Here is a 13,039-nt window from a genome sequence, read left to right as displayed (position 1 = left end):
AGGTAACCATTAAGATCACGGCAATTAACACAAATGATAGTTTATTCGTTCTAATTTTCTTCTTCCACATGATTACTGTTCCCCTTAAAAATAGTAGAATGACGTTTATTATATGGTTATTAAACTAACTGTAAATTCGAATTTCCCAATACTTTATTACCAGGTTTATCTTCTAATACTTCGATAGACATGATTAATTTATACTTGATTATTTATAATCAAGCGAATAAATTCCTCCCTCGATTATGAGAAGGACCATTAAAACGAGTACCTCAGTATTTTCATACTAAAATGAATATTAGTGTGCTTGAACCGAAAAACTTGTCATGAGTTTTCTATTTATAGCCTTGGCATTTTGGAATATTTAGTCTTTCAAAATACATTAAATGATTTATTTTTTTTGCCTGTAGCTAAAATAATACATGCTTAACGGCCACCAAAGCACCGCGAAGATTGGATAAACAGCCCAGACTTCCTGTGGTGAAAAGATAGCATTGACGCTGATAAAAAAGACACTGATAAACAAAGATGCGTAGATAGAGAATCCAAAATAGGATTTTTGTTGTACGTGGTAAAGTGAAAGCGGCCACCAAAGAATAACGAAAGCAGGAAAAATAATCCACGGAACTTGAGGGGCTAAAAAGATATTTAATAGTATGTAGTATAAAATGAATGAAATACTTCCAATGAGAGCTGTAGTCATGGTTTTAGCCCTCTGTCCTTGTATCACAAGAGCCGGCCACATGACGATGGGGGCCACCGTATAGGAAAACCACGGATAACCAGGTGTATTGATATAGTTCACTATAATAAGACAAAGCAAAAGCAGGAAACTTCCCAGCACGGAGAATAGTGTGTATTTCTTTGCGCGTACGCAGTATAGCCCCAGAGAAAACAGTAATACAGCCAAGACTGGATAAATAAACCAAGGATATTGAGCGCTTGTTAAAAAATTAATCAGGATTAAAAAGACAATCGTCATGACACTGCCTGTAACAACAAAACCAATTTCATATTTCTTCATATTACTCTCCCTTTTTCACTTTCTTCCACCTGAAATACATTGTTAACGGCCACCAAAGCACTGCAAAGGTAGGATAGACAAACCAAATCACATGGGGTGAATAATAGAAATTGATGAAGACGAGCAAGGAAATAATTAATACACTGCCCCAGATTGAATACTCTAGGTTTAATTTCGTATTATTTTTCTTGGTTGGCTTACCTAGCTGTTTGACTCCAAGCTCATTTTTTAAATCCTCTGCATCGCCAAATTCAATAATTGCTTTATTAATCGCATCTTCTTCGCCTTTCCCCTGCTCCATTAAGTCCCACACCTTTTCCTCGAGGTTTTGCAGCACTTCCTGTATAACCGTTTCTTTTTGCTCACTTTCCGGAACGTCTTTAAATAACTCGTTCACACGCTTCATTAATTGCTTCAATTGAATTCCTCCATAAATAGATTAATAATTTTCTTTGTTTCTTTCCATTCTTCAACTGTTTCTTTAAAAAATGCCTTCCCCAGCGTAGTTATTCGGTAATACTTTCTTTTTCCTCCCCTTGAAACACTCCCGTAATAAGACTCAATTAATTCCTTTTTCTCCAGTCTTTGAAATACGGCATATAATGTTGCCTCTTTGATTTGAAAGCTATTTTCAGTACGTAAACTAATCTCTTGCGATATTTCATAACCGTAGCGGTCCTTTTCCAGAATTAAGCGTAGGATAATCGCATCCAAATGTCCGCGTATAATATCACTTCTAATCAAATTGTCACTCCCTTGCCTGTAAACTATTCCATCTCATAGAGTAATCATAACGAAATGTACTCTATCTGTCAAAGTAATTTTTCAGCTTTTTTAGGAAAATAGAAAAAATAGGTAATTTGTCCATTATAAAGATAAAATGGCTGTCCAATCTCTTCAACTTTTGTCGGGTAGGTCAGAAATAGTTGTTATACAATTTTCTTTTTTAAATCTTCAAATGGAATACTTTCTAATTCTTGGTTCACGGATTTTCTAACATTTACTGTAGACAGGGAAAAATTTGTAACACGATTGGTACATTAGAATCTAAATTCATTTGTACTATTAAGTCATTTGCTGCACTGTTTCTTTTTACTTAAGTACAATAGTAGGATCATTAAAAAATTCATCAATGGTTTTTGTCCGCAGTCTTGATGTGTTTTTATTTTAAGTCCAGCCAATTCGGTCTCATGCTTATTCTTTCAGAAATAGTCAAGATTTTTTTAACCCTGTTACTGTTTAATGACTCACCTTCATATTATCGGTACATTTTTACATAAAAACAAATCCAGGTATATTGTACTAATCACTTAATCCCATGTATATCTTAAGAGACTGAACTTACATTTTCTAAATAATAAATTTGAATAATATATTTTGACCGTAAAAGCTATGCTATTAACTTTTATTGCACATATAAGTAGAAAATTAATTTAAAGTTCAAGTACTTTAGGGCGGAAAATCAACTAATTAATATAAAAAAGTAGAAGTCTATCTTTTTACTTACACCTTATATTTTCATTGCTTAATTGAAATAACAGGAGATGAAAGTCCGAGAATCTTTTACCGATCCTCGAACCCAACTGCTTATTATTTAATTTATTCTACCAACGCACAGCACTCCATGTGTATGTATTGTATGGGGCAATACAAGGGATGATGGTGAGATTAAGAAATTGGCTAAGTCCCTGCTAAAGTAGAACCTAGCACAGCTACTTTTATCGGAACTTTAATCGTTTGAATATACTCTTCTTTTTCATTCGTAATACTAATGAGGTCAACTTCTATGCGCCCACAAGTTTGGACACGAAATCAGCGTAGTCGCATTCGATGATAATCCAAACGACTTCAATGATTCTCTTGCTACCTTCACTTCTACTACTGGGTCAGCACTTAAAGAAAAATGCGAAGTTAATATTCTAGAAAAACATTACTAAAATGATAAGAAATGGATTATCAAATACGATATAATAAGGATATTAGCAAAATGATAAATCAAGAAGACGCTCAGATTGACATAGTATCACTGGGGTCATCTGTTTTCCCATTTACTCTAGGAGGTACATTTTGAAAGAATCTAAATTGAATAAAGGATGGTTAAGTTTGGGGGCAATCGGGTTATTTTTTCTAGGAAAAATAAAATGGTTGTTTGCGCTATTGAAAATAGCAAAAGTAGGTTCCCTGATTTCTATTTTCGTTTCATTAGGAGCGTATGCCTTGGTTTACGGTTGGAAATTTGCCGTGGCCCTAGTCTATCTAATTTACATCCATGAAATGGGGCATTTACTTGCTGCTAAGAGAAAAGGCATCAAAACATCCAATGCCATTTTCATCCCTTTTGTAGGAGCATTAATTGCCCTTAAAGAAGAGCCCAAGAATGCTAACCAAGAAGCTTATCTTGCCTTCGGAGGTCCTTTATTAGGTACATTAGCATTTCTACCAGCCATCCCCCTATTTATGATGACGGAAAATCCATTTTGGCTTTTAGTTATTACACTTGGAGCCATGATTAACCTATTAAATCTAATGCCTGTGCATCCTCTTGATGGAGGACGTATAGTGGGAGTCATCTCCACAAAGCTTTGGGTATTAGGGATTATCGGAATGGTTGTATATTTGTTTCTCCATCCAAATCCATTTTTAATTCTTTTCTTATTATTGGGTATTTCTAAGTGGTGGAAAGAATTTCGTAGCGAGACAACCAGAAATCAAAGAGACATCATCATCGAACTGAATCAATTTGGGTTAGGGCAACTCGAACAATATGCAGGTGCAACAGATGAAGAAAAAATTCGCCTGGTTAATATTTGGAATATGGAATTAAGCCAACTATATGAAAAGTTTAACAACATGAAGAGTTGGCATATCCCGCTATTTGATGATAATAAGCTAAAAGAAAAACAGCTGACCGAGGTAAAATTAAATATTTATAGATCCTTAATGGATGCTGCTAATTCGAATGAATACCAGAACGGACCGACCGATTTTGAAAATATAGGCACGTATGAACGAATAGTAGCAACGTTCTTTAAAGAAGTGCAAGAACAGACTGAAATTAGGGATAAAGAGAAATCCTATTACTCATCGAGTCTCAAAACAAAAGTCATCTGGTTCTCATTATACATTGGGCTTGCCATTTTCTTAATGATAACAAGCTTATATGCAGGTGATTTAATGGAACAATATAAAACTTCATTACCGTAATACATTATGAAAAAGGGACCTCGATTTATGAAGGTCCCCTCAAACTGTAGACAAACCCGATTTTCATCGAGTTTGTCTACAGTTTTTTTGCTTGTACAAATTTGGACGTTGATTTCCATTTCATGCACTCGCTCCTATCAACTATATTTAAAAATTTAGATAGAACTCCTTTTGCCTACAGTCTTTTTTGTTTTAAAATAGATCTATTAAAACTTGAGGTGATGAGGATGCTTTCGAAACATAATTCTATTCAGTGAGATCAACTGGTGCCGGCGAACCATTTGGTTCGTAAAATGGAGGCTTCCATTGACTTCACCTTCATTTACGACTTGGTGAAAGCCTCCTTAATTAATGTTCCAAATAAGCCCTCGTTTGGATCATTTATGATTAAGTAAATACCCCTACAAGTAACCTTCTAATAATTTTTGGTTCTGTTAAGGGTTATGGTGTTAATTAGACAAGAAAAAGAGGACCTAAAACACGTATAATCTATCGACTTCATCCTGTAAACCTAATTTTATCATTTCATGTATGACCAATTCTTTTAACGCTATCTCATCTGCAATTAAGTAAGTAAATTGGACATCTCTGAAAAAAGCCATTTTACTTTCTGTTGTTGCAGAATTAAAAAAGGCCTTCACTTCTTCCATGTCAATCGTCATATCTTTTTCAAGTTTGTATGGGAGAAAATTGCTTGTAATGTTCTCTACAGGTATTATGCCTAACCCATCAAGAGTTGATAAAATAGTTTGTTGCTCTCTTTCTGTCCTTACTTTTCCTTCCACATAATGATAGACATCCTCTATTCGTTCGCTATCGAATGTGGCTATTATCTTTTCCACTACATAGTTTGCGTCCTCTTCAAATTCCTCATCTTCAGGTTCTACTTGTTTTAGTTCTTTGAGCAAACGAATATACTGTCCCTCTTCTTCCAGGATATTAAAGTTAGAAATAGTTAAGGCATCTTTCATCGTACAAACCAAGTTAAGAAACTCCCTTATATTCCTTGCTACAATCTTTATATGTGAATCAAAATCCATTGGACTAATACATACAACAAAAGCATTCTCTAAATCAGATACTGTTCCGAAGTCAGTTAGAAATCCGAAATGTATGCCGTCAACGCCTGTACTAGCAAATGTAATGACATCATAGGGAGTATTTTCATAAGGGGAGAAATCAAATTCCAAATAAAGGGATAAATTACTTAAGGAGTGGCCTTCTTTTTCAATTTCCTTCTCTAATTTATGGAGCTTTTCAATTGTTGGTGGCATTTTCAAATACTTTCCGAGATAACTCACTATTTTCTCCTTTAATATTGTGCCTTGTTAGGTGATTTAAGAATAACTCGTCTGTTAAATTTTTACAATATTAAACCATCGTAAGTATTATCGACCCTAATTCGGCTGATTTCATCAAACATTAATTTTACTCGGTACAGCTGATAATATTGAACACGAATAAACATATACTGATTTAACAAATTCACAAATTCACCTATGTATCGTTCAAAAAAGGAAGACAAATGGATTGCATTTATTGAATGTATGTTGAAGGGACTATCTCTTCGTTAAACAGCCGAAACACCGAATCGGTGATGGTCTTATTTTTAACCTCCATCATTAGCTGAATAAGCAAAAAGCTTTACCTACAGTTCCTTGAAATATTAATTATTATAAATAATTGACCTGTAGTACGTTTAAATCCTTCTCAATCCGCCACCGTTACGCCACCAATTGAGTAAATAATACAAAATGAACTATATTTTATAAACAAAAAAGGCCCAAATCCTTGTGATATCAAGAATTTGAGCCTTTGTCAGTTGATGACCTGTTAGGGATTCGAACCCACGACCCCTTCCCTGTCAGGAAGTGAAAGTAATCGGATTATAACAGATTTATAATGAAAAAGACAATTGGACACGAATCACCAGCTTTGGACTGAGTTCTTTTAATTTGAATGATCGTTAATCAATTTTCTGCTCTTGGCGCTCGTATTTGGCTACTCTTTGCAATTTATCTAAATCCACCTTGCGATCCCATACTTTTTTTGCATTTTCTGTAATATAGGGATAAAGATATTGATCAACGACCACCTGATAATCCAGGTCATCAAGTAAATTATACGTACGAATTTTTATGGTTTTGTCATCAAGGGTGTCAATGACTATATCATTGATTAAATTCAGTGGATTTCTTACTAAATCGATATTCCGGATATTCTTAATATAAACTGTACCTTTCTTCGTCTTAATCGTACCATTTTCACCTTGGACAATCGTTAACAGGACCTTTCCTGGAATAAAACCTGGAAGTGACCAAAGCGTTAGGTAAAGGTAAAAAGGAGTAAAGATGAGACCACCACCAAGGTAAAATAAGGAATACTTGGACTCAAATTTCAAACCGTGTATGATTAAGAAAAAACAAGCAATTAAAAACCCTACAGTCGCAAGAAACATCCACCCGTACATGAACTTTGACCCTTTTATCTGAATGGCGTTATTTTCTTTCTTAACGTTTACCAAATAATGCACCTCCTTAAGCTGGAAGAATCTTGTTGGTTAATAATAGTTGATTAATAGATGCCTCATTTGCTCTCTGAATACTCAGGTCAAGGTTGTTGTCCCTTGTAGCTAGCCAACATTCATTCTTTCCTGGAATCATAAAATAAAGATCTTTTAGGTCAGGGTTATTCTCTGAGTCATACGTTAAGCTTACTAAACTATCCATTTTACCGTTTCTATTCGAAATATCATTTAAAAACTCTAAGATACTAGTAGACTCTCCCTTTTTACTTACCCATTTCTGAACAATTGACTCCGGTAAAGAATGAGATTGACTTACATCTTCTAAAAGTTCTTCAAATTCTTCACTTTTTAACTGAAGAATAACTTCACCTTGCTTTTCTAACGTATGGAAATGGAAAAAACCGCTTATAACTGAAAGGATTTCTTCTTTCCGCAGCTTAGAAATAGAGTGAACTTGATGATCGTACAATACTTTATGTAAATAAACCTCTCCTTTTTTAAAATGAAAGGAAATACTATCTTCTCCATTTAAGTCTGGCTGATGTTTAGAAGCCGTTACGGTACTTTCTGCATTATTCAATGTATGAATATAGGCAGCAAATTCATCTTTTAACTTATATTGATTATTTACTTCCTTTAACATATCTTTTGCTAACAAAGAGCGAGAGGCAATTTCTAGCATTAATTTCAACTCGGCATCTTGAAGCGTTTGAAAATAGGTTTCCTTAATCGACATTCCTTGTTCAAATAAACCTTCACTATAAAATGAAAAAAGTAACTCTTCAATACTTAATTGAACGGTATTCATATATCCTCCTTAAAAAAATGAAAATTTATCCTCAAAAAAATCTTTTGCTCCATCGGCAAGGGAACTCGCTGTTTCTTTTGCCTTAGATAATCCCTTACCAATTTCCCCCACCTTCCCTATTGGGTCAGCAATAGTATCCTTAATTTGATCATTTAAGAAATCAACACCTTTATTAACACCTTCAACAACTTTCCCAGCTTTCTCCAAACCACCTTTAATCAGTTCAAGCCCATCATGTATAGGTTCTTTAATGATAATCGCTGCTTTCTCTGCTATACCTGCCGTAAGCTTAGCCGCTTGCTCTCCAACAAGTCCTCCTACAAATGAACCTGCAGCGGCTCCTACAACCGTACCGACTGGGCCTACTAAACTTCCTAGAGCCCCTCCTACGAATGCTCCCGCAATGGAACCTCCAGAAATCGCTACGGTATTATTCACTGCATTTCCTACCGCTTTTGCATTTTCTCGCTTTAAGACCTCTGGATTATTTCCATATTTCGCATAGTTTTCGGAAATTTTCAGTCCCATTCCGCCTGCTTCCATTACTCCCGTTACCAGTACTGCACTAACAGCGTTGGTTTTGGCAAATTTCGCTCCCGTCTGTAGAAATGATTTAAACGTTGTAGAGTCCAATGCTCGATGATTAATCCCTTCAAATAATGCCTTTGAACTATCTGTATACTTAACAACATCACCAGGAAGATATTTGGCAACCTTTTTGTGAACTAAATCAGCAAATGGAACATCTCTATATTTTTTCAATAAAAAGGTTGGATTTAAATAGGCTCTTGCTACATTACGAAATTTGGAATTATCGACTACATCTGTTAGTTTATTTAGGGCATTCATATGTTTATACATATAGACATCATCACTATTTTTGATAAATTGTGTAAAACCTAACCCATAAAATGCCAGCTGCTTTGATACTAAAGCACCCATCGCAGTGAGCGCTCCATATTTCTCATGCAGTTTATAAAGTTGACCGACTAAGTTATCAGCATCGGAAAATTTATTGGCGGTCATTCGAAGGTCGATCTCCATTTCACTCAGAAGGTCAACTATTTGATTTCCTGTTCCCCACGGATCTCCTACTTGATAAAAACAATGACTATACTCTGCTGGAGCACTGCTAATTAGGTTCACTAGTTCCAAATGAAGACTCTTGTATTCTTCTTCAATTTTTGACAAGTGCGAGACAAACTCATTTGCTAAATATTCTAAACGATCTGGGTCTACGGAAATTTTATTCCCCACTGTATCATCCTCTTTTCTTTTCCTTTATGAACTATTTCATCTATATACTATGAAAAAAGTGATGTCCTAATAGAATAATCTGTAAAGGCAGGATAAATGGGTCGACACAACCCGGTACCCAATTTTTATCCATTCCTTGCTTACCGCCATCTTCTTTTTTCTTTCCTTGTCTCTACTTATTACGAGCCATTTTAAACCTTTCAAAACGATTATCATATTGGCAAGTACAGTTGTAAAACTTTAGCGGACATAAGGTAGACTTAAAAAAGAGTGATTATTTGATGTGCCAAAACACCAAATTGAATGAACAAAATAAAAAAACCGCCGCAGCCGGGGAGTAAACTACCATCTTTATTTTGCTTATTCTTATCCGGGAGGATCCAGCCTTCCTCTTCCAAACTTTTACGATCCCTATTCTTCGGTTTCATATGACACCTCTTTATATCCTTCATTCATTTTGTTTCTACTCATCCTTCATACAAGCTAGGCGCTCTAATTCTCTTTGTCTTTCAATCTCTTCTCTCACTCTGTCAACTTCATTTGCTGCGCTTTCTAATTCTCTACTTATTTGATAAAGATTGTCTGAATGTCTTTGAAATAGGACAGCTGCTTCATCTAGTATTGAATCAAATTTTTTCCGGGCTTCGCCAGCCCATGTCTCCGTATTTGTATGTATACTCTGCATTAATTTTGATTCATCTAATTTTAACTCCTCAGAAGATTCCTGAAACACTTTTGTTAATGCTCTGACTTTATCCGAATTCATCTTTTCACCTCATTATTGAGTCAACGTACTTTTTCTCTATTTATTCTCAAATACCATTTTAATACAACAATTCCCTATTTTAGATAAGTAAATGTTACTATAATTACTAAGTCACTTCCATAGGCCCCCAGTATTGAAATAAGAAATAGATATAGGAGGAATGTTTTATTTTATTAACATAACGAGTGTAGTTGAAAAGTATGCCATGATATAATGAGGAAAACTGCAATTTTCCTCATTCAGAGGAAAAAGGTTTATCCATTTCTGCACCATTTTCTTAGAGTACATTAATTTATTAGCATTTTATCTAATTCACGAACTTTATCATATGACTCCAATAGTTGTTCAGGTATTAATGTTCTCCCATAATCCCAAGCATTAGTTTCTATTTCAGATTTTAGCTTTTCTTTTTCTTCTTCGTGACCATACATTAAAATCCTTAAATCATGTTTGTTTTTCTTAAAATCTAAATAATAACCAATCATACGATAAAGAATAATTTTAACAAAGTCTTCCTCTGTCTCTTTAATTCTAATTTTCCCTTTATAACCGTTAACTTGAAGGTAATTGAATTTTATAGTATTGGTCGATACGTTATAACTCATAGGTGCACTTAGATTATTGTCAAATTCATAAATAATATCCAAATTGTGCTCATTTAATGTGTTATTAATTATCTTTTCGATATCGCTTATATAAAGCATTTAACTATCACTTCCCTTTTAAAGACTTACTTCATTATAGTAGTAGATTAAGTTATTCTTCCTTTATCAATATGATAAACTGTTGAGATATTAAAATAACACAGTTAAAACCAGGAAACATTTACCACATAATACTGAAGTGGAGGGTAAGTCATACGAGAAGTATGATTAATCCCCTAATAGAACCCCTAATTGGAAAGGAATTTTACTTTTAATTACTCTTCCATACTTTCCTCCTTCTATTTATTTCACTTTAAAACTTTCTATCATTGGTTGTAATTCTTCTTGATATTCTTCTACCGTCATTTCAAGTGAAGGGATTGTATTATACTTTTCAAGCCAAGAAACGTAATGAAGTGCTACATTATGCGCAATATCAAAGTAGGGGACAGGTTCGTTGTAACCACACTCTCTGTGAGCTGAAAATTCATCTCTGAAGTCTTTCATCGTTTGCCGATATTTTGCATAGTCTTCATGCGTCATCTTATTTTTAACCACCATCGTGAGCTGAATAAGCAAAAGGCTTTACCTACAGCTCCTTGAAATATTAATTATTACAAATAATTGTCCTGTAATGCGTTTTAATCCTTCTCCATCCGCCACCAATTGAGTAAATAATACATAATGAACTATATCTTTAAAAACAAAAAAAGACCCAAAGCCTTGTGATATCAAGGATTTGAGCCTTTGTTAGTTGATGACCTGTGAGGGATTCGAACCCACGACCCCTTCCCTGTCAAGGAAGTGCTCTCCCACTGAGCTAACAAGTCGTATGTAATGACTGACTGGTTACTTAAGTACATAATTTATTATAAGTTTTTTTGTTAAAAAGTCAACGCATTATATTAAAAAAGTTTTAATTTTTTCTTATTTTATTTCCCTGCTCCGCAAAACACGAACGAACATTCCCTTTTCACTTGCATATAAAACGTACGTTCGCATATAATGATAGCAAGCAAGTCAGCAAAGGAGTGACAGGGAATGAAATATATACTTCGTAAACATATGGAAGGAAATGCTCCATTGGAGATAATTTATCTCTCCGAACAAGGTAAGATCACGCAGCGGAAAATACAGGTGCTTGAAATTTATCCAGGCCATATTCACGCATTCTGTTTTCTAAGGCAGACAAAACGGACATTTAAAGTGGCCAATATCCTTTCTGCCCGCCTCATTAAGGCTAGGTTTGATAGGTCTGGCTGAAGATTGTTAATCAAGGTTCAACCGATTAACTCTTCTTCTTCCTGGATGTCCTTTTCCTGTTCGGTTAACGATTCTTCTTCATCTCTCAGACGGTGAGCTAACCTTGAGGCGGCACTCGCGGCAATGCTAGCAACGATATCATCCAGGAAGGTATGCACGATTCCTTCTTGCTTCTTATCAAGTTCGTGTATGACGCCTATTTTATTTTTATCCAAATGGCCAAAGGTGGTTACAGCAATGCTTCCGTAACCGAGCACTGCACCAAAGGCAATCGTTTCATCCACTCCGAATAGCCCTTCATCAGACTCAACAATCGATTGCAGGGGTTCTGATAGTTTTTTTTGCTCGGCCAGTTTATCCAGCTCCACACCGACTAAAATGGCATGTTGAATTTCCCTTTTCAACAGGACACGCTCAACGCTGTGGATGCATTCCTCCAGCTTTAGATCAGCTTTATACGGGAACTGCAATTCATAAACGATTTTTGCAATTGCCTCCACACTGACACCACGCTCTAATAATGTTCGTTTAGCCGCCTTCGTTACTTCCCTGCTGTGTACTTGTACATCTGCCATTTTATTCGCCACCTTTTTTATTGTATTATTTTTCTATATCCTTTTATTATAGCACCTTATTATTCAAATTTTTAGAAAATACAATGAAAATTTTCTATTCTAAAATCTTGTCACGGGAAAAAGTCGCTAGGCTATGCTAAAATAATCAAGTAAGTTGTTTTTCATTATTAATTATCATGAGGTGCGGGAGAATGAGTTTACGCAAAGGCACAATTAAAGAGTACATGTTTAAAAGCGAAGCTTTAGCAGAAGAATTGGAACTGCTTGTTTACTTACCTGCTAATTTTTCGCCACTGTATAAATATTCGCTTGTGATTGCTCAGGATGGCCGTGATTATTTTCAAATGGGTCGAATCGGTCGGGTAGCAGATGAACTGTTAGGGAACGATGAGATTGAGAATATCATCATTGTCGGCATTCCCTATAAAGACCGCTTTGACCGCAGGCGCAAATATCATCCCGACGGGGAACAGCACATTGCATACATACGTTTTCTTGCCCATGAACTTGTCCCGTTTTTAGATGATGAATTCCCTACCTATCAAATGGGACATGGTCGAACTTTGATCGGTGACTCTCTTGGCGGTACAGTTTCTTTATTGGCCGCACTAAAGTATCCGCATACATTTGGGAAATGCATCATGCAGTCGCCACTTGCCAATGAGGCAGTAATGGATGCTGTACGTAATTTTGAGGATCCGCATCTTCTCGAACTTTACCATGTGATCGGGACTGGGGAAACGGATGTTCCGACGACGGATGGCAAGAAGGCAAACTTCATAGAGCCCAACAGGGAATTGCATAAATTAATAAATCAAAAAGGATTTCCTTACTTCTATGAAGAATTTGAAGGTAATCATACCTGGAAATACTGGCAGGCAGATTTAAAACGAGCACTATTGGAAATGTTCTAACCCTCTCCTTTTGTGATGGGTTAAAGAAAAACATGGCCAACTATAATACAACGATAA

At 35.4% G+C, this 13,039-nt stretch carries 15 protein-coding genes, 1 tRNA gene and 1 pseudogene; 3 read left to right on the top strand and 14 right to left on the bottom strand.

Features of this window, described 5'->3' with window-relative positions; genetic code table 11:
• Nucleotides 1–391: 391 nt before the first annotated feature.
• The 4 genes and pseudogenes from LQ188_RS16185 to LQ188_RS16170 all read right to left on the bottom strand — a co-directional run.
• Nucleotides 392–1,024, bottom strand: a complete 633-nt coding sequence (locus tag LQ188_RS16185; protein WP_230177415.1) for a hypothetical protein — start codon at nt 1,022–1,024, stop codon at nt 392–394.
• A 1-nt stretch (nt 1,025) separates the two neighbouring features.
• Complete coding sequence (locus tag LQ188_RS16180) at nt 1,026–1,442, bottom strand: permease prefix domain 1-containing protein (protein ID WP_230177413.1); 417 nt, start codon at nt 1,440–1,442, stop codon at nt 1,026–1,028.
• Complete coding sequence (locus LQ188_RS16175; RefSeq protein WP_202315495.1) at nt 1,439–1,768, bottom strand: PadR family transcriptional regulator; 330 nt, start codon at nt 1,766–1,768, stop codon at nt 1,439–1,441. Before LQ188_RS16175 ends, LQ188_RS16180 begins: the two co-directional genes overlap by 4 nt.
• A 957-nt stretch (nt 1,769–2,725) precedes the next feature.
• Nucleotides 2,726–2,924, bottom strand: a pseudogene (locus LQ188_RS16170) (flavodoxin-dependent (E)-4-hydroxy-3-methylbut-2-enyl-diphosphate synthase); the annotation flags it as partial.
• A 167-nt stretch (nt 2,925–3,091) separates the two neighbouring features.
• Here LQ188_RS16170 and LQ188_RS16165 point away from each other — a divergent pair.
• Entirely contained in the window at nt 3,092–4,228 is a 1,137-nt protein-coding gene (locus LQ188_RS16165) for a site-2 protease family protein (protein ID WP_230177411.1), read from the top strand.
• A 473-nt stretch (nt 4,229–4,701) separates the two neighbouring features.
• Here the strand turns inward: LQ188_RS16165 and LQ188_RS16160 are convergent, their stop codons facing one another.
• The 9 genes from LQ188_RS16160 to LQ188_RS16120 form a co-directional block, all read right to left on the bottom strand.
• Nucleotides 4,702–5,529, bottom strand: coding sequence for a hypothetical protein (locus tag LQ188_RS16160; protein ID WP_230177410.1), 828 nt, complete (start codon nt 5,527–5,529; stop codon nt 4,702–4,704).
• Between the two features lie 665 nt (nt 5,530–6,194).
• A complete protein-coding gene (locus tag LQ188_RS16155; protein WP_311735922.1) occupies nt 6,195–6,761 on the bottom strand; it encodes a DUF5381 family protein in 567 nt (188 codons plus the stop codon).
• 4 nt (nt 6,762–6,765) lie between these two features.
• Nucleotides 6,766–7,563 (bottom strand): hypothetical protein, encoded by a 798-nt coding sequence (locus LQ188_RS16150; RefSeq protein ID WP_101224085.1) that lies wholly within the window; start codon nt 7,561–7,563, stop codon nt 6,766–6,768.
• 9 nt (nt 7,564–7,572) lie between these two features.
• Nucleotides 7,573–8,820 carry a glycine zipper domain-containing protein gene (locus LQ188_RS16145; protein WP_230177408.1) on the bottom strand — a complete coding sequence of 416 codons (1,248 nt, stop codon included), beginning with the start codon at nt 8,818–8,820 and terminating at the stop codon, nt 7,573–7,575.
• Between the two features lie 260 nt (nt 8,821–9,080).
• Nucleotides 9,081–9,248: a hypothetical protein gene (locus LQ188_RS16140; RefSeq protein WP_157831085.1), complete on the bottom strand. Its 168-nt coding sequence runs from the start codon at nt 9,246–9,248 to the stop codon at nt 9,081–9,083.
• A gap of 35 nt (nt 9,249–9,283) precedes the next feature.
• Nucleotides 9,284–9,586, bottom strand: a complete 303-nt coding sequence (locus LQ188_RS16135; RefSeq protein WP_230177407.1) for a WXG100 family type VII secretion target — start codon at nt 9,584–9,586, stop codon at nt 9,284–9,286.
• A gap of 287 nt (nt 9,587–9,873) precedes the next feature.
• The gene (locus LQ188_RS16130) at nt 9,874–10,290 is read right to left on the bottom strand and encodes a hypothetical protein (RefSeq protein WP_054397148.1); all 417 of its coding nucleotides are present in this window, start codon (nt 10,288–10,290) and stop codon (nt 9,874–9,876) included.
• A gap of 243 nt (nt 10,291–10,533) precedes the next feature.
• Complete coding sequence (locus LQ188_RS16125; protein ID WP_230177406.1) at nt 10,534–10,773, bottom strand: hypothetical protein; 240 nt, start codon at nt 10,771–10,773, stop codon at nt 10,534–10,536.
• A gap of 215 nt (nt 10,774–10,988) precedes the next feature.
• Nucleotides 10,989–11,060 (bottom strand) — tRNA-Val (locus LQ188_RS16120).
• 211 nt (nt 11,061–11,271) lie between these two features.
• Here LQ188_RS16120 and LQ188_RS16115 point away from each other — a divergent pair.
• On the top strand, nt 11,272–11,493 hold the full coding sequence (locus LQ188_RS16115) for a hypothetical protein (RefSeq protein ID WP_101224088.1): 222 nt from the start codon (nt 11,272–11,274) through the stop codon (nt 11,491–11,493).
• A gap of 17 nt (nt 11,494–11,510) precedes the next feature.
• Here the strand turns inward: LQ188_RS16115 and LQ188_RS16110 are convergent, their stop codons facing one another.
• Entirely contained in the window at nt 11,511–12,068 is a 558-nt protein-coding gene (locus tag LQ188_RS16110; protein WP_101224089.1) for a phosphatidylglycerophosphatase A, read from the bottom strand.
• 191 nt (nt 12,069–12,259) lie between these two features.
• On the opposite strand from LQ188_RS16110, the gene LQ188_RS16105 reads away from it, so the two are divergent.
• A complete protein-coding gene (locus tag LQ188_RS16105) occupies nt 12,260–12,982 on the top strand; it encodes an alpha/beta hydrolase-fold protein (protein ID WP_101224090.1) in 723 nt (240 codons plus the stop codon).
• The last annotated feature ends 57 nt before the right edge of the window (nt 12,983–13,039 follow it).

The sequence above is a fragment of the Peribacillus sp. Bi134 genome (assembly GCF_918698065.1).
Taxonomy (GTDB): Bacteria; Bacillota; Bacilli; order Bacillales; family DSM-1321; genus Peribacillus.
This window is presented reverse-complemented; position numbering and strand designations above follow the sequence as displayed.